This is a genomic window from Pseudoalteromonas sp. Scap25 (assembly GCF_013394125.1).
Taxonomy (GTDB): Bacteria; Pseudomonadota; Gammaproteobacteria; order Enterobacterales; family Alteromonadaceae; genus Pseudoalteromonas.
Genome location: NZ_CP041327.1, coordinates 1,080,560 through 1,097,983, shown reverse-complemented (window position 1 = coordinate 1,097,983; position 17,424 = coordinate 1,080,560). Strand labels below are relative to the sequence as shown.

Below are 17,424 nucleotides of genomic sequence, written 5' to 3'. Positions count from 1 at the left end.
TTCTTGCTTATTTAATAATTTTTAGCGCTGCTAATTGATCAAATAATGCGGGAATATCATCCTCAGCCACTGGCTTACTAAAATAATAGCCTTGAACAATAAAACAATTATTGTTTTGTAAAAACTCAACTTGCTCGATTGTTTCGACCCCTTCGGCAACTACATCAAGCTTCAGCTTTTGTGCCATAGCAATAATGGCCGCAGTGATCTCCATGTCGTTATCATCCTCAGGTATATCTTTGACAAACGAGCGATCAATTTTAAGAATATCGACAGGGAAACGCTTAAGGTAACTAAGTGAAGAATAACCCGTACCAAAATCATCAATAGAAATTGAGATACCCAACTTTTTAAGTTGATGTAACTGCTCAATAGCCGCTTCAACATTCCCCATCAGCATGCTTTCGGTTAATTCAAGATGCAGACTTTTAGCATTAATCTGCGTCTCTATAATTATTTTTTTCAGCATAGGCACTAAGCTTGCGTCTTTAAACTGTCTTGCTGACAGATTGATCGACATATTACTTGCTCTACCTTGTTGTTCTAGTCGCTTCGTAAACTCACACGCTTGTTGTAGCACCCATTTACCGAGCTCCACAATTAAACCCGTTGCCTCAGCTATCGGAATAAACTTAGTCGGAGGAATAAACCCTTGCGTAGGATGGAACCAACGAAGTAATGCTTCATACCCCACCACGCTATTATCGCGACAATCAACTTGTGGCTGGTAATGTAACGTGAGTTGCTTTTCTTTAATCGCATGACGCAACTCATTTTCTAGGAATAATCGTTCATTAGCTGCTGCATTTAAATCTTGGCTATAAAAATGGAAGGTATTACGCCCTTTGGCTTTTGCTTCATACATAGCTAAATCGGCATGCTTTAATAACTGATCTTCTTCTAGGCTATCAAAAGGCGCTAAGGTAATACCAATACTTGCACTAACAATCACTTCATTGCTGCCAAGTTTTATCGGCTGATTTAAGGTTTTTTGTATAGTGTCAGCGACTTCAGATGCTTCTTTTTGATGTTCAATACCACTAAGTAGAACAGCAAATTCATCCCCCCCTAAACGGGCTATGGTATCTTCCGCTCGTAAGCGCTGTTTTAAGCGTGTTGCCACTTCAACCAATAGCTGATCGCCCGCATCATGGCCTAAGGTATCGTTAATACGCTTAAACTCATCCAGATCAAAATAAAATAAAGCAAACGAGTAACGCCCTCTTTCAGCAAGCGCCATCGACTTTCTAAGTTGCATTCTAAAGAATGTACGATTAGCCAGCCCAGTTAGTGTGTCAAAATAAGCGAGCTGTTCCATTTTTCGCTGACTTTCTTTCACAAACGAAATATCTTGTGCTGATGCCACGTAACTAGTGATTTTACCACCATCTTCTCGAATAGGTGACACACTGAGCGATACCCATATTGGCGGCTTATTTAGCGCTTCTATAAGCGTATCTCCTCGCCAGTAATTACGATTACGCAAATCAATGTCAATATCCTCTACCAACATGGTCATCTCATTGGCAATAATTGTCAGTAATGGCTGGCGTAAGAAATCATTCTCGACAAAATCAGTCATCTCCAACATTTTTGGATTAACGTATTCAATGACAAAATTTTCATCGGTGATCACCACGCCCGTACCCGAGAACGCAACCGCTTTAGATAAGCGGTTTGCTGCTTTCTCCGCGATTTCTTTCTCTATTATACGCTGATTTAAGCCATCAATGAGTTTACGTATTTCAATGGTCATGTCTTTGAATGAGCCATTAAGCGTGCCAATTTCATCTTTGTTTTCTTTTGGAAACTCAATTTCTAGATGACCTTTACCGAAGTTAGTAACTGCATAAACCAACGAATGTAAGCGTCTTAATACCAATTGGTAAAGTGCTTGGTGTAATAGTAAAGCAACTAAAATGGCATACAGAATAAATAAACCAAAAAACTTAAGTTTTAAATCTTTCAATGCCGATAACGTTGAGGAACGTTTTTGATATACACCCACATACCAGTTTACGCCTTCCACTTTGTGAATATTGATAATATAGTCTTCATCATTTAGTGAAAATGAATCGGCATATTCTGGTAACTGTATTTGTCCAGCGCTATCAATTACGCGCTTTAGTTCTGGGGAAATAAAGTCTTCTGGTAGCAGCTTTTTACCTGTCTCACCGTATTTTGTATAACTATCAGAACCTAAGTTTGGGTGCGCTAATAATTGCCCTTGCTCATCAAATACTACAAGGTGTTTTTCTTTTCCGCCTACGGGTAATTGCGATATTAAGGAGTCGAGTGACATATCGCTGCCTGTAACGCCTAAAAACTCATCATCGTTATAAATAGGGACAATTAAACTCACAACCCATTTGTTCCATACGTTATCGTAGTAAACCCTAGACCACTGCGGATCACGTTGTGGATTGGTTAACGACTTAGCGTAATTAAAGCTTTCACTTTGATTAAACGTATAATCTCCGGGAACATTAAGTGCCCAGTTTGGTGGTGCAACACGAATAAAGTTATCTTCAGTTATAAGGTAAAAATTATAGAAATCTTGAATTAACGTAGGTGAAATAACTTTCCAAAGCGATTCAGAATCAGCAATTAGCTGTTTATAAAAGGGAGAGTATGCAGCTTGGGGAATAAACGCGGCTGATAGTCCATCCGCTGATGCACTGCGCACTGAGCCATCATTGGTGAGCTGCATTGTCTGTGTAGTATTATTTTTAAAAGACAGTTGGCCCTCAAATAGCTGCTCGCTAACAACAATATTAGCTTGCTCTGCTATTTTAACTTTGGTCGCTATCAAGTTGTTAAACTGGTTTATTAATAATTCATTTGATTGCTTTAATACCTCATGCTCTTCAAAAACAAGCTGTTTTTCTTCTGACTTGAGCATTAATGCAGCCGCGCAAATACCTGCCACTAAACAGATGCCAGAGATCAACAATGATAACTTTACACTGAGTGAGTTTATGCCAAATCGAGATGGAGGGCGTCGATACACAAAAAGCCAACCTTATTTATAATTATTATTTTCGTAAGTAATAGAAATATACCAGAACTTAAATCAGAATTATAAATTATTTATAAACTTTTAAAAAACAACGCCTTTTGTACATATATTAGGTAAAAAATCCACATCAGGTAAGTGCTTGTTGACATTGGGAGTGACACTTCATACATTAAGGGTATGAATATAAATTACTCACACACTTTTTTTTCTTTTTTTAGCTTCTTTATATAGAAGAGGCTTCCCTGTTTGTGAGATAAAATCAATCGAATAGTAAAGCCTCCCAACTGGGAGGCTTTTTTATTTTCACTGCAAAATCAGTGATATTTTTGGAATGAGGAAAACCAAATGAGCAACGATGTACTTGATACTCTCAGGCACGATATAAATGAAATCGACTCCGATTTACTTGTTTTACTAGCAAAGCGACGCCGCATTAGTCATGGCGTAGTTGAATATAAAATTGCAAATAATAAACCCATTCGTGATGAGGCCCGTGAACTGGCTTTGCTCGAAAAACTTATTGGCTATGGCAAATCCTTAGGGCTTGACGCTTACTACGTTAACAACGTGTTTCAAACGATATTAGAAGACTCCGTATTGCATCAACAAGCCATGCTTCAAAAGAATTTAAACCCTGACGCACTCAGTGAAACCCATCGCGTAACGTATTTAGGCGGTCAAGGCTCTTATAGTCAGCTTGCATGTCATAAATATTTTAGCCGTCGCCAGGGTAAATTAGTTGAAATTGGTTGCACCTCATTTGAAGAAATCACCGGTAAAGTAGAAAAAGGTCAAGCCGACTTTGGCTTACTGCCAATTGAAAATACCAGTTCGGGTAGTATTAATGAAGTATTTGATTTACTGCAGCATGCACAAGTCTCTATTGTCGGTGAAGTTACTCATAGCGTTGAGCATTGCTTATTAGCAGCCCCAGGAACTGAGTTAAGCCAATTAACTAAGGTATTTGCACACCCACAACCCTTTGCCCAGTGTAGTCGTTTTTTACAGGGTCTTGGTGAACTTCAACATGAAACCTGTGATTCGACCTCAAGTGCATTAAAGTCAGCTCTTGACACACCAAACAGTGCAGCTATCGGCTCAGCGCAAGCTGGTAAAAATGTAGGCCTTGAAGTGATCAAGGCGAATCTTGCCAATCAAAAAGAAAATCATAGCCGCTTCATTGTTGTTGCACGAAAACCACTGCAAGTATCAACTCAAATACCTACTAAAACCAGTTTAATTATGTCAACCAAACAACAAGCCGGATCGCTTGCCGATGCGTTAATGATTTTTAAACAGCATAATATTAATTTAGTGAAACTAGAGTCTCGGCCCACTCCTGGCAATCCGTGGGAAGAAGTGTTTTATGTAGACTTGGAGGCTAACTTAATCGATAACCAAGTGAAGCATGCATTAGAAGAGCTTAAACAGCACACTCAATATGTTCGTGTACTTGGTTGTTATCAAAGTGAGTCTTTACAAGCTGTTAGTGTTGAAAACTAATCGAATATTAAAAGGGCCTAGCGGCCCTTTTCTTTTCACGGAGCTATTCTTTTTAATCGAGTACTTTCGCATCATTCGCTTTATTTAATAAACTACGGCTTTGGGTTAAAAAATGCGCCGTTGAATCTGAGAAGTAAGACTTTGCATCTGCAAAAGCATCAATTAATGCGGGCTTATCTCCTGCTTTTAGCTTTTCAAGCGTCTCTGAAAACAGCGACTGATACTGCGCTAATAAGCTTTCGACATTGTCAAATTGCGCTAACATAATATCGGTGTATAGCTCTGGCGATTGCGCAAATAAACGGCCAACCATCATTAGCTCTAATTGATAAATAGGTGATGAGCAACTTCTTAACTCGGCAAGTGTATGCCCCTGTTTTGCTAAAAACTGACCGTACACAAAGGTGGTTAAATGGCGCATAACCTGAATAATTTGCATTGCTTCATCATGCTTTTTAGCATCTAGCTCAACTAACTGACAACCCCATATTTGTAGCTGCTTTAATAACCCTTGCGCCACCTCATGACTGCGCCCTTCGCATACCACCACAGTTTGTTTCACCCAATGAGAAATATCAGGGCCAAACATGGGATGTAAGCCAACAACAGGCCCGCTATGTACTTTTTTAAGTACCGTTAATGGGGCTTGTTTAACTGATGTAATATCAACCAGCAAACAATCATCATCAAGTTTCGGTAGTGCATTAACAACTGTTTCAAGGGCATTTATTGGTACACTGATCATCACCAGTTTTGCACCTTTTAGAATATCGACTGCCTGCGATTGCTGCGCTTTATCTAAAATTTTGACTTCGTATCCCGAGCGCTGAAATTGTTTTGCAAATAACTGCCCCATGGCCCCTTCACCGCCAACAATAACAATTGGCGATAATCGTGGATCGGCACAGGCTAATTTGGCTTGTTGATTTTGATAAGCTTCACGCATCATGCGTCTGAGAATGTCTTCAACTAAATCAGGATTCACACCTTGATTAATAGCCTCTTGGCGTCGCGCAGCTAATAAATTGGCTTCTCTATCGGGTGCATGTAATGGCGCGCCAGTTTGTTGTTTTATTGCGCCTATTTGTTGAGTAATGCCATTGCGTTTTGCAAGTAAGGCAACCAGTTGCGCATCGCATTCATCTATGTCTGTTCTTAGCTGCGCTAAATCACTTATCTCTGCCACGTTCTCATTCCATCCCAAAAAAGCAAAATCGTAAATTAATAATTACAAAAAAGTAAACTAATCAATACGATAAATACTAACAGGATACGTTGGGGGTTAAAAGGCAAATTATGGAAAAGATCGCCACCTGTCTATCAACTAAGACCAAGGTGGAGTGGAGTGGAGTGGGGTAAGGCAGTAAGTAACCTGAACACGAGATAATAAATCTATCTCAAGCAGCTATTTCAGCGCTAACTACATTGAATTGAGTTGCAATAGGCTAGCTTGAGTTAAGTAGGGGAATATTAAAAGTGGCTAAAAGCCACTTTTAACAAATAATCAGCACGCGATTAAAAGGACTAGTATTCTAATGCCATAGCCGCAAGCGACATAACACTGTCGAATGATTCTGCACCAGCGATAAATAAGCCATTGTGACAAAACATAGCATCATCGATACCGGTTACCGCTTGAAATTCTTCATCTGATAATCCTGCCCATGGTGAAGGTAATGACTTTCTGTCTTCAAAAGAGCCTAATTCTGCAGGCACCGTTTGCACTATCCACTTGCCAGAATGAGATGGGTAGACAACAAATAATGCCTCATCAGATAAACTATGTACGGTTTTTTTCCACGGAGTATAGCGCTCTAACACGATTAATCGAGGATCATCAGCTTGTTTTATTGCTTGAGCAACAATCTTTTTAGCATTTAAACCACCTCGGGCAGAAGCTACAAAACGAATCAGTAAAGTGTGTGCAAATTCAACCGCTTGATCAAAAGCAGTATCAAAATCACTTTCCTCTTCCCATGTTGGGTTAAACATAGAAATTGTTTGGCTTAAGCTAATGCCTGTAGCAACCCCTTCAACATGACCACAATCAATGGCATCAATAGTTGATACAAGCCCTGCATCCACCGCATTCGCCACATCTTGGTTATCATCACATATTGCTAAGCCATATTTTCTCCACACCAAGCCAAATGACGAAAAAGGAATACCATTTTCACGAGCGCCAGCACCGCCACGTTGATGATGATCAAATCGGTCAGTTTGTGGGTCATATTGACCGCCAACATCAATAACCACATCGGCGTCATTAATAATCGCATTATCGCGTGTGCGGATCAGGGTAAAAGAAGGGAAAATAATTTTAAGCGCAGCGATACTAAAAACATCATCTGCGTGAAAATTGCCGTTGTGTGTAACTATCGTTTTATCATTCATTTTTGTACATCATTTTTTGCAAGAAGTAAGAAGATATTGTGATTTGAAGATGTGTATTGGTTTTTAAATATAGCGCTAAAAAATCGCAATAGCATTAAAACCAAAACGGGTTGCAACCCAAAGGTTGCAACCCGTTTTTTTGCGTTGATAAACAGCGCGTATTAGTTAAGTTTTTCTCTAATACGTGCAGATTTACCAGAACGCTCACGTAGATAGTAAAGCTTAGCACGACGAACTGCACCGCGACGCTTAACTGTTACGCTATCGATAAGAGGGCTATGCGTTTGGAATACACGCTCAACACCTTCACCGTTCGAGATTTTACGAACTGTGAATGCTGAGTGAAGACCACGATTACGCTTAGCGATTACAACACCTTCAAAGGCCTGTAGACGCTCTTTAGCACCTTCTTTTACTTTTACCTGTACAACCACTGTATCACCAGGGCCAAATGCAGGTACGTCTGTTTTAAGCTGCTCTTCTTCAAGCGCTTTAATAATATTTTGGTTTACTTTTGCCATTATGTTTCTCACTTTCCTAGGTGTAACTGTCTTCTAGCCACAAGCTTTTTGGTACTCTTGCTGAAATTCTGCGAGTAATACCGCTTGCTCCTCAGTCAGAGCTAGGTTATGCAACAAGTCAGGACGTCGTAACCAAGTTCTACCTAATGACTGCTTAAGCCGCCATTTTGCTATCGCTTGGTGATTACCACTGAGTAATACAGCAGGAACCTGTTTGTCGTCCAATGTTTCTGGTCGTGTATAGTGAGGACAATCTAGCAAGCCATCCGAAAATGAGTCTTGCTCTGCTGATTGATTGTGTCCTAACACGCCTGGCACTAATCGCGCTACTGCATCAATTAGTGTCATGGCTGGTAGTTCACCACCACTCAAAATAAAATCACCAATTGACCATTCTTCGTCAACGTATGACTCTATTATTCTCTCATCTACACCTTCATATCGACCGGCAATCAAAATCAGTTTTTCAGAGTTAGCTAATTCGCTAGCTCCTTGCTGATCAAGTTTGCGCCCTTGTGGGGACATATAAATTACTTTAGCACCATCGCCTGCCGCTTTTTTAGCATCAAGGATGGCTTTTTCTAATGGTTTAACCATCATTAACATACCGGGTCCGCCCCCGTAAGGACGATCATCTACGGTTCTATGCTTGTCTAAAGCGTAGTCTCGTGGGTTCCAGCAGTTAAAATCGATTAATCCATTTTTTACTGCGCGACCAGTAACCCCTTGTTGGGTAATTGCGTCAAACATGTCCGGGAAAAGGCTTATCACCCCAACCCATAATGAACTAGTTTGAGTCATTAAAACCCAGGATCCCAGTCTACGGTAATTTCTTTCACGTCGTATTTAACCTCTTTTATAACTGAGTCAGTTAAAAAAGGAATTAAACGCTCCGATTGACCAAATGCATCTTTACTGTTTGCTTTAACAACCAGTACGTCATTTGAGCCTGTCTCCATCAAGTCATCAACAATGCCAAGATTATAACCTTTATCAGTCATAACCGACATGCCAATGAGATCTCGCCAATAAAACTCACCTTGCGGGAGTTCTGGTAATTGCGTTGCATCCATTGAGATTTCTGCATGGGTATAAGCCATTGCTTCGTCTCTGTCGTTTACTTGCGCAAATTTAGCGATAAAGCCTTTGTTGTGGCGACGCCAGTCGACCACTTCTAAGGACTGCCATTTACCTTGTTGCCCTATCAACCACGGGCTGAAATCGAAGATCCCTGCGGGATCATCAGTAAATGAATGTACCTTAAGCCAGCCCTTTATACCATAAGGGGCGCCGAGCTTTCCTACGACAATTATTGATGAGGTGTTCTCTTGACTCATGGTTACACTTACGCCTATTAAGCCGCTTTACGAGCGTCTTTAACTAATTTAGCTACACGATCTGAAAGACCTGCGCCCTGACCTACCCAGTGATCTACACGAGATAAATCTAAGCGAAGTTTTTCTTCCTGACCCGAAGCGATTGGGTTAAAGAAACCAACTTTCTCGATGAAGCGACCGTCACGCGAGAAACGGCTATCCGCAACCACAATTTGATAGAAAGGGCGTTTTTTAGCGCCACCACGTTGCAAACGAATAGTTACCATACCGTCCTCTAAATAGATTGACTGTTTTCATTAATAAGATTTACTCCCCAGTATGGGGAGCCGGTGAATTGTACGAGTTTTTAGCAACAATGCAAGTAAGAAGTGATGCAAAAAGGCAGTTTAGTAGATTAAACCGTGATCCAAGAAGAAAAAGTATGTGAACAAGCTATTCTGTGCATAGTTTATTCAACAATAAAGAGGCACTTTGCCTCTTTATTGATTACTTTTTGTCTCATATTGGAGATGTTAAAGCTTAAATTCTTAAAATTTCGGGCCACCGCCACCCATCATTCCCGGTGGTAACATCCCTTTCATGCCACGCATCATTTTTTGCATGCCACCTTTACCTTTCATTTTTTTCATCATTTTTTGCATTTGGGTAAACTGCTTAAGCAGCTTATTGATCTCTTGTACTTGAGTACCCGACCCAGCTGCAATGCGCTTTTTACGCGAACCTTTAATGATTTCAGGGCGTGCACGCTCTTTTTTCGTCATAGAGCTAATAATCGCTTCCATTTGAATAAAGGTTTTATCACCCATTTGGCCTTTTACTGCATCTGGGATGTTTTGCATGCCTGGCAGTTTATCAAGCATCGACATCATGCCGCCCATATTTTTCATTTGCTTTAATTGATCAGCAAAATCATCCAGTGTAAAACCATCACCTTTAAATACTTTTTTCGCTACTTTTTCTGCCTGCTCTTTATCTACTTTCATCTCGACTTCTTCGATTAATGAAAGTACATCACCCATGCCTAAAATACGTGAGGCGATACGATCAGGGTGGAAAGGTTCAAGTGCATCAGTACGCTCACCAACACCCATAAACTTAATAGGTTTCCCGGTAATATGACGAATAGATAACGCAGCACCACCACGGGCATCACCGTCTGTTTTAGTTAAAATCACACCGGTAAGCGGTAGAGCTTCATCAAATGCTTTTGCAGTGTTTGCAGCATCTTGACCTGTCATTGCATCAACAACGAATAAAGTCTCGATTGGGTTAATTGCACCATGAAGCGCTTTGATTTCATCCATCATGTCATTATCAACATGCAAGCGACCTGCAGTATCGACTAATACCACATCAATAAATTTCTTTTTCGCGTGAGAAATAGCAGCTTGTGCTATATCAACTGGCTTTTGTGAAATGTCACTTGGGAAAAACTCTACATCTACTTCTGTCGCTAATGTTTCTAACTGCTTAATTGCCGCAGGACGGTAAACATCGGCACTCACTACCAGCACAGATTTTTTCTTGCGCTCTTTTAAAAACTTAGCCAGTTTACCCACACTGGTTGTTTTACCAGCACCTTGAAGACCCGCCATCATCACAACAGCCGGAGGTTGCGCGTTAAGGCTTAGCTCTTCATTAGCTTCACCCATGGCCTTTTCAAGTTCTTCACGCACAATTTTTATAAATACTTGGCCAGGACTTAAGCTTTTAGTAACTTCAATACCCACTGCGCGTTCTTTTACTTGTTTTACAAACTCGCGAACAACAGGCAACGCCACATCGGCTTCTAAAAATGCCATTCGCACTTCACGAAGTGTATCTTTAATGTTGTCTTCAGTTAGGCGGCCACGGCCACTAATATTTTTTAGGGTTTTACCTAATCGTTCTTGGAGGTTCTCAAACATGTAACGGTTCCGAAAAGACGTTGAAATCAACTCTATTAATAAGGTCGATGTTATTAAAATTCAATTAGAAATAGTATACCGTAAATGGTGGCATACAATACAGTGCTGAAATGCTGCTTATTGAGTTTCTTTTTACAGGGTCTATGCATTTGCTTTGCTATAAAATACAATGGCCACATAACGAACACGAATTATTTGACTTCAATTAAGTGGCCAAAGCAAAATGCTGATTATTAGTTTAACTATTATTGCCAGTTTATTTTATGTGTTAGCAACGTCTCACGTGCTTTCGCGGTTGTTTCATCATCAGGGCCCGAGCCAAAAAGTTACTATTATACTCAGTACGGTCGCTATTTTGGCGCACATGCTGCTTTTAGTAAATTCGGTATTTAGAGCTGATGGACAAGATTTAAGCATTGTTAATGTGGCATTGCTGACTTGCTGGATTATCGTGCTGTGTGTTACTACCGTTTCTTTGAAGTTTCCCGCGACCTTGCTACTACCTGTAGTTTATGGTTTTGCTGCGCTATTAACAATTTCTAGCTTATTTATCCCTCATCATGTTCTATTACAAAGTATTAATGTAGAGCTGGCGCTAGTTGCGCATATATCACTGTCATTATTAGCCTACTGCATTTTAATTATTGCAACTTTGTATGGCGTACAGTTTTACTTTATTGATAAACGCTTAAAACGAAAAGACCTAGCGATAGTTCACAGTCACTTACCGCCGCTAATGGTAGTAGAGCGCCAACTTTACCAGTTATTAAACTTAGGCACCGTATTATTAAGTGTGGCGCTTATTACCGGATTTGTATTTCTAGATGGCATGTTTGCCAAAGAGTTTATTCACAAAACAATCCTATCCTTAGTTGCTTGGGCCATTTTCACTACAATTGCGGTTGGCCATGTAAAACGTGGTTGGCGAGGAAAAGTAGTGGTAGTTAGTATAATGATTGCCGCTTTTACACTCACACTCGCTTATTTTGGTAGCCGTTTTATACAAGAAGTGGTCCTGAATAAGTTTTAACTTGACTCTGAAAGCTCACTCTAGCTTAATACGCATTGGTTTATAAAAAAAGGATCCATCGTTGGACGACATATCGACAAGTACCCTGTTTATCATATTAGGTTTATTGGTGCTTTTTTCTGCTTACTTCTCCGGGTCAGAAACCGGAATCATGTCAATCAACCGTATTCGTTTGCGACACCTCGCTAAAGAGAACCATCGTGCTGCGAAACGCGTTAGTAAATTACTGAGTCGACCAGATAGGTTGATAGGTCTGATACTCATTGGTAATAACCTGGTTAATATTGCGGCAGCTCAGGTAGCTACCATTATTGGTATACGCTTGTATGGCGATTTAGGTATTGCGATAGCGACAGGTGCATTAACACTTGTTGTACTAATTTTCGCTGAAGTAACGCCAAAAACACTGGCTGCCCTCTATCCTGAGCGAGTCGCTTTTCCCAGCTCTGTGATACTCAAAGGTTTGTTAAAAATACTCTTCCCGTTTGTGGTTGTTGTTAACTGGATGACCAACGGCATATTACGCTTATTTGGTATTAGTGCTGCACAAATAGATGAGCACAGCATGAGTAAAGAAGAATTAAAAACCGTGCTTAATGAATCAGGGGCTTTGATCCCGGCGCGCCACCAGAGTATGCTGACCTCAATTTTAGATTTAGAACAGGTTACCGTTGAAGATATTATGATACCCCGCAATGAAATTGTGGCGATTGATATCAACGATGACTGGAAAATAATTAGTAAACAGCTGACTCATGCTCAACATACTCGCGTACTCTTATATCGCGACAATATAGATGATGCAGTGGGATTTATTCACTCTCGTGATGCATTGCGTCTTCTTACTAAAGAGCAATTCGATAAACCTTCGCTACTGCGCGCTGTACGTGAAATTTACTTTATTCCTGAGGGAACGTCGCTTAACACCCAACTACTGAAGTTCCAATTATCAAAAGAACGAATTGGTATTGTTGTTGATGAATATGGCGATATCCAAGGCTTAGTTACTCTAGAAGATATTCTTGAAGAGGTTGTGGGCGATTTCACCACTACTCAAACTCGTACACCGAGTGAAGAAGTAACCACACAAAATGATGGCTCTTATATTGTTGATGGTGGTGCTAACGTACGCGACTTAAATAAAGAAATGGGTTGGGAATTCCCATTAGATGGCCCTAAAACGCTAAGTGGCCTCATTGTTGAGTACTTAGAAGACATCCCTGATGCTAACTTAAGCATTCGTATTGCAGGTTATCCGGTTGAGGTACTTGAAGTGAAAGAAAACATGATTAAACAAGTTAAAATTCAGCCCAATAAACGTAAAAAATAAACCAACAAAAAAGGAGCCAAATGGCTCCTTTTTTATTAATCTGGGTTTAGATTAGTTAAAAGAATAAACGCTCTAACCAACCTTTGTCTAAATCATCCTCACAGCGTCTTAGCTGTGCTCCATAACGGCTTGCACGATGTTTTACTTTATTGGCAACGCTCATTAACCACTTTTTCTTACGATAAGTGCCTCGCTTATAACCGCCCCACCCTTCGTGATAATTTAAATACTGTGCGTAAGCATCCCATTTAGAAACGCCATTAACTTTGTGAGTTTTATAAACAAACCACGCCATAAAATCGATCGCATCTTCAAATTCATCTCTATCAGCACCACTATTACCTGTTTCACGAATATAATCAGACCAAGTTGGAGTTTTAGCTTGAGAATAACCATAGGCATCACTTGCGCGGCCGGTTGGAATTATCCATAAAAAGTATTCCATGGGTGGCGCGGCATCATGACGAAAAGAACTTTCTTGGTACATCATACTCATTAATACGTGTTTGGGAGAGCCCCACTTATCTTGCGCGTCTTTAGCATCAAAATACCAGTCAGATTTCTCTTCAAAGATTTTACAAATATCTTCGGGTTGCTTAGGTGGCGCAGTGGCACACCCCGCTAAAGTAAGCATTAGAGATAAAGTAATAATATTTTTTTTCATTTTTTAAGATCTCACTGAACTTTTTAAAAAAGCGTGGGTCTGAATCTATGAATGCAGCAGTACAGCATTGTTTCATCCCTAAAGAATATTTACGCAGCTACTATGAGCTGCGTTTTTTTTGCCTACTACTTACTAAAATATGTATCTAAAAATGCAGTAAATGATTGATTATCGGCTTGCTCAATTGCTTTTTGAGCTTGGTAAGACTCTGTCGCTTGTTGCGCTAACCACGACTTTGAGAATTCAGTATAACTGGCTATATCATGGCTTTGTTTATACTTTTGAGCAAGTGAGAGTGCATAATGACCATTATCTAGCCCTGATGCTTTTAATTGCTCAACATAACGCCCTGAATAAGTTAATGTAGGATTATGCACCCACGTTGCCATGCGCTTAATAGTGTTTGAGTAATAATCAACCCCGTACGCGCTATCCATCCACTTAGCAACATCAACGAGCTGATTAAATATTTCATCACCCCATGATTCAAGACTGCGCTGCTCATTATTAAAATTAAGCATTAGGCCTTTTTCTCGGCCTTGGTTTACTACTGTATCAAGATTTTCAGTGCTTCGCGCTTGCTCTTCCCAGTCCATAGGCGCTGAGTCTTTTAATAAACAATAGGTTAAAAATACATCTAAAAAGTGTATTTGCTCTAAATCAATGCCTACTTCACTAAATGGGTTAACATCCAATGCACGAATTTCAATATATTCTATACCCGCTCTTAGTAAAGCATCGGTGGGTGTTTCACCATTTTTAGCATTACGCTTGGGGCGAATTGGCGAGTAAAACTCGTTCTCTATTTGTAGAATATTTTTATTTAATTGCTTTGGCTCTGCACTGGTGTAGTCGTCAATACTGCCATAAATATCTGAAGGCGTATTTATGGCTTTTTTAAGCCCTGCTACATATTCATCTAATGAGTTATACATCACGCGTAATGATGACTGTGCACTGTTGGTATAACCTAGATTACCTAATCGAAGCGCCGTGCCTACTTCTAAATATAAAGTACCTTTACCTAGCTTTTTAAACGGTAAATCACTTTTACGCCCTTGCAAAAATGAACTACACAATGCCGGTGACGCACCAAACATGTAACTAATTAACCACAACTCGCGTTTAAAATTGCGAATTAATGCTAAGTACCCATCAGATATAAAGTCTTCAAGCTTCGCGCTACTTTGCTTTAGTGAGTGTAGTGACTGCCATAACGTTTCTGGAAAAGAAATATTAAAGTGCACGCCGGCAATCGCTTGCATCATACTGCCGTAACGGTTCTTTAAACCTTCACGATATAAGGTTTTCATTTTACCAACGTTAGAATCGCCAAATTGTGCTAATACAATATCGTCCTGATGATTTATAAAACACGGCATACTAATTGGCCACAGCAGTTCATCGCCCATATGTTCTAGGGTGAACTTTTGTAAATCTTTTAGCTGTTGTAACGTTTGCGTTGATGACTCGCTAACCGGTGTAATAAACTCAAGTAAAGACTCAGAAAAGTCAGTCGTGATATGTCCGTTGGTAAGCGCACAGCCAACCCCTTCAGGGTGAGCTTGCTTAGAAATAGAACCATCAGGTTTAATTCTTAGTGATTCTCTCTCAATACCGCGCATAATACCTTTAATAGCATGCTGATTATCTGCATTAGATAGCGCGTTGAGCGTGTTCTTTAAATTATAAGTTGCCAAAAAAAAGTTTCCTCGAGCCAAGTGGCTTAATCATGAGGTTATGGGGTCTAATTACCTTTACTCAAGATTAAATGAAGAAAAAACTATATGAATTTATTAGATATAGTTTTTAATGAATTTTAAACACGCTTTGTTTCACGCTATAAAAGATAATCTTGCCATTGCCACCAGCAATATACAATTTCTTTTACATATTATTTGCCACAATCCTCTCCTACCAACAACGTATTATTCCCCCCCATGCGAAAGGGTGAATCTCTTGTTAAAAGTTTGTCATAATTAAAAAATTCAATTACCCTTAAAATTGATAAAGATCATAAAAACATCAAAAAAAATGACTTACTACCGCTATTTAAAACTTATCACTAACGTACATTAGTTTTAGTAATTACAATAGCCACCCCAATAAAGGATGATAAAGGATTACTATGCGTCGTAATCAAAGCTTGATAGATGAAGAAGTCACTTTTGAAGAGCAGCAAGAGTTAGTTTCAACAACCGATCTTCGAGGTGTTATTACCTATGCTAATCATGAATTTTGCAGTATTGCTGGCTATGAAATGGATGAACTCATTAATAAAAACCACAATATAGTTCGCCACCCTGACATGCCTAAGGCGGCATTTAAAGAAATGTGGGACACCTTAAAGCAAGGCCATTCGTGGCGAGGAGCTGTAAAGAATTTATGTAAAGACGGCCGTTACTATTGGGTTGATGCATTTGTAACACCTATTTTTGAACATGGCCAATTGATTGGTTATCAGTCTGTGCGTGTAAAACTCTCGCAACGCGCAAAACGCAGAGCACAGAAACTGTATGCCAAAATTAACGCTAATCAGTCACTATTTAGCTGGCGTGAACACACCTCACTCAGACAAGGCTTAAGCATAGCCGGTGTTTTAGTTTGGTTAGCCTGTGTTGCTATTTGGGGATCAATCGCGATTGCAGCGGTTAACTTGATGGTGTGTATTATCATTCTAGTTTTAAATTATGATGAACTAATAGCAACACCTGCGACCCTAAAGCAGCAAAAGAGTCAGGCTGATTCGGTGTCTCGTTATGTATTTAGTGGTTCACACCCTCACAGTATTAGTGATTACCGAGAGCAAATGCTTTGCGCCAAGTTAAAAACGGTACTCGGTCGTGTTAAAGACTCAACCTTGAGTTTTAATACAATTGCTCAAGGCTTAGATCAGCAATCTACGCTGACCGAACAAGGAATTTCCTCTCAGGGAACTCAGCTTGAGCAAATAGCCACTGCAATGTCACAAATGAGCACCACCATTGGTGAAATTTCTAATAATACTAATAATACCGCAGATAAAGTGGGGATCACTTATCAAAGCTGCTCTGATATAAAAAGTCATATTGCCGATAATAGCAAAATGGTATCTGACTTAGCTATGCAAGTTGAGCAAGCGGCAACCACAGCCACAGGACTTGCCTCTGAGGCCGATAAAATTGGTCAGGTAATGAGTGAAATAGAAGGCATTGCAGAGCAAACCAATTTGTTAGCACTTAACGCTGCGATTGAAGCTGCCCGTGCTGGTGAGCATGGTCGGGGTTTTGCGGTGGTCGCTGATGAAGTGCGCGCATTATCTTCACGTACTCAAAACGCCACAGCACAAATTCATAGCTCCATTAAAGAGATTCAAGATACCTTGTTTAGCTGGTCTAAAATCATGCAGAGCACAAAACAACAAGCCGATGACTGTGTGAACACTACAGGTCAAACGCAGCAAGAGCTGGATAGTATTTTTACTCAAATTAGTGAAATTTCACAGCTTGCCACCGATATTTCAGCTGCCGCAGAGCAACAACAAGTGGTAAGTAGAGACATTGGCAGCAATGTTGAAAAAATTAAAGGTTTGGGGGATGACAATTTACAGCTTAGTTATAGCGTAGCGCATGGCGCTGCTGAATTGGTGGAAGGCTCACGAAAAGTAAATGATTTACTGCTTACCTTTAAAGTTTAATCCACTCCTTTGAATCAAAAACAAAAAAGCCGCTATTTTCAGC

Annotated in this window: 14 protein-coding genes and 1 other annotated feature; of the genes, 4 read left to right on the top strand and 10 right to left on the bottom strand. The window is 40.0% G+C overall.

Going from position 1 to position 17,424, the window contains the following annotated elements; all coding sequences use genetic code 11:
- Positions 1-7 precede the first annotated feature (7 nt).
- The gene (locus FLM54_RS05050; protein WP_178955548.1) at positions 8-3,010 is read right to left on the bottom strand and encodes an EAL domain-containing protein; all 3,003 of its coding nucleotides are present in this window, start codon (positions 3,008-3,010) and stop codon (positions 8-10) included.
- 195 nt (positions 3,011-3,205) lie between these two features.
- Positions 3,206-3,321: a sequence feature (Phe leader region), on the top strand.
- A gap of 43 nt (positions 3,322-3,364) precedes the next feature.
- Here FLM54_RS05050 and FLM54_RS05045 point away from each other — a divergent pair.
- Positions 3,365-4,522 (top strand): chorismate mutase, encoded by a 1,158-nt coding sequence (locus FLM54_RS05045; protein ID WP_178955546.1) that lies wholly within the window; start codon positions 3,365-3,367, stop codon positions 4,520-4,522.
- 52 nt (positions 4,523-4,574) lie between these two features.
- Here the strand turns inward: FLM54_RS05045 and tyrA are convergent, their stop codons facing one another.
- The 7 genes from tyrA to ffh form a co-directional block, all read right to left on the bottom strand.
- Complete coding sequence (gene tyrA, locus FLM54_RS05040) at positions 4,575-5,708, bottom strand: bifunctional chorismate mutase/prephenate dehydrogenase (RefSeq protein WP_178955544.1); 1,134 nt, start codon at positions 5,706-5,708, stop codon at positions 4,575-4,577.
- 338 nt (positions 5,709-6,046) lie between these two features.
- A complete protein-coding gene (locus tag FLM54_RS05035; protein WP_178955542.1) occupies positions 6,047-6,916 on the bottom strand; it encodes an MYG1 family protein in 870 nt (289 codons plus the stop codon).
- A gap of 161 nt (positions 6,917-7,077) precedes the next feature.
- Positions 7,078-7,437, bottom strand: a complete 360-nt coding sequence (rplS, locus tag FLM54_RS05030; RefSeq protein ID WP_008132530.1) for a 50S ribosomal protein L19 — start codon at positions 7,435-7,437, stop codon at positions 7,078-7,080.
- A 33-nt stretch (positions 7,438-7,470) separates the two neighbouring features.
- The gene (gene trmD, locus FLM54_RS05025) at positions 7,471-8,238 is read right to left on the bottom strand and encodes a tRNA (guanosine(37)-N1)-methyltransferase TrmD (RefSeq protein WP_058551019.1); all 768 of its coding nucleotides are present in this window, start codon (positions 8,236-8,238) and stop codon (positions 7,471-7,473) included.
- On the bottom strand, positions 8,238-8,774 hold the full coding sequence (gene rimM / locus FLM54_RS05020; RefSeq protein WP_058403461.1) for a ribosome maturation factor RimM: 537 nt from the start codon (positions 8,772-8,774) through the stop codon (positions 8,238-8,240). The genes trmD and rimM overlap by 1 nt, the downstream gene beginning before the upstream one ends.
- A 17-nt stretch (positions 8,775-8,791) precedes the next feature.
- The gene (gene rpsP, locus FLM54_RS05015; protein ID WP_006792801.1) at positions 8,792-9,040 is read right to left on the bottom strand and encodes a 30S ribosomal protein S16; all 249 of its coding nucleotides are present in this window, start codon (positions 9,038-9,040) and stop codon (positions 8,792-8,794) included.
- A gap of 261 nt (positions 9,041-9,301) precedes the next feature.
- Positions 9,302-10,681, bottom strand: coding sequence for a signal recognition particle protein (gene ffh / locus FLM54_RS05010; protein ID WP_010391303.1), 1,380 nt, complete (start codon positions 10,679-10,681; stop codon positions 9,302-9,304).
- Between the two features lie 223 nt (positions 10,682-10,904).
- Here ffh and FLM54_RS05005 point away from each other — a divergent pair, with 223 nt between their 5' ends.
- Together FLM54_RS05005 and FLM54_RS05000 are read left to right on the top strand one after the other, a co-directional pair.
- Complete coding sequence (locus FLM54_RS05005) at positions 10,905-11,711, top strand: inner membrane protein YpjD (RefSeq protein ID WP_138606286.1); 807 nt, start codon at positions 10,905-10,907, stop codon at positions 11,709-11,711.
- A gap of 61 nt (positions 11,712-11,772) precedes the next feature.
- Positions 11,773-13,041: an HlyC/CorC family transporter gene (locus FLM54_RS05000; RefSeq protein WP_013464491.1), complete on the top strand. Its 1,269-nt coding sequence runs from the start codon at positions 11,773-11,775 to the stop codon at positions 13,039-13,041.
- Positions 13,042-13,096: 55 nt separating this feature from the next.
- On the opposite strand, the gene FLM54_RS04995 is transcribed toward FLM54_RS05000, so the two are convergent.
- The gene (locus FLM54_RS04995; protein WP_131690740.1) at positions 13,097-13,705 is read right to left on the bottom strand and encodes a hypothetical protein; all 609 of its coding nucleotides are present in this window, start codon (positions 13,703-13,705) and stop codon (positions 13,097-13,099) included.
- Between the two features lie 125 nt (positions 13,706-13,830).
- Positions 13,831-15,405, bottom strand: coding sequence for a glutamate--cysteine ligase (gene gshA, locus FLM54_RS04990; protein ID WP_178955540.1), 1,575 nt, complete (start codon positions 15,403-15,405; stop codon positions 13,831-13,833).
- A 428-nt stretch (positions 15,406-15,833) separates the two neighbouring features.
- Between gshA and FLM54_RS04985 the strand changes: the two genes are divergently transcribed.
- Complete coding sequence (locus FLM54_RS04985; protein ID WP_178955539.1) at positions 15,834-17,381, top strand: methyl-accepting chemotaxis protein; 1,548 nt, start codon at positions 15,834-15,836, stop codon at positions 17,379-17,381.
- The last annotated feature ends 43 nt before the right edge of the window (positions 17,382-17,424 follow it).

What these genes read in the sequence shown, in the direction of transcription:
- rimM (WP_058403461.1), bottom strand. Translation starts at nt 8,774, where the DNA reads ATGAGTCAAGAGAACACCTCATCAATAATTGTCGTAGGAAAGCTCGGC.
- ffh (WP_010391303.1), bottom strand. Translation starts at nt 10,681, where the DNA reads ATGTTTGAGAACCTCCAAGAACGATTAGGTAAAACCCTAAAAAATATT.
- trmD (WP_058551019.1), bottom strand. Translation starts at nt 8,238, where the DNA reads ATGACTCAAACTAGTTCATTATGGGTTGGGGTGATAAGCCTTTTCCCG.
- FLM54_RS05005 (WP_138606286.1), top strand. Translation starts at nt 10,905, where the DNA reads ATGCTGATTATTAGTTTAACTATTATTGCCAGTTTATTTTATGTGTTA.
- FLM54_RS05045 (WP_178955546.1), top strand. Translation starts at nt 3,365, where the DNA reads ATGAGCAACGATGTACTTGATACTCTCAGGCACGATATAAATGAAATC.
- FLM54_RS05035 (WP_178955542.1), bottom strand. Translation starts at nt 6,916, where the DNA reads ATGAATGATAAAACGATAGTTACACACAACGGCAATTTTCACGCAGAT.
- FLM54_RS04985 (WP_178955539.1), top strand. Translation starts at nt 15,834, where the DNA reads ATGCGTCGTAATCAAAGCTTGATAGATGAAGAAGTCACTTTTGAAGAG.
- rpsP (WP_006792801.1), bottom strand. Translation starts at nt 9,040, where the DNA reads ATGGTAACTATTCGTTTGCAACGTGGTGGCGCTAAAAAACGCCCTTTC.
- FLM54_RS04995 (WP_131690740.1), bottom strand. Translation starts at nt 13,705, where the DNA reads ATGAAAAAAAATATTATTACTTTATCTCTAATGCTTACTTTAGCGGGG.
- rplS (WP_008132530.1), bottom strand. Translation starts at nt 7,437, where the DNA reads ATGGCAAAAGTAAACCAAAATATTATTAAAGCGCTTGAAGAAGAGCAG.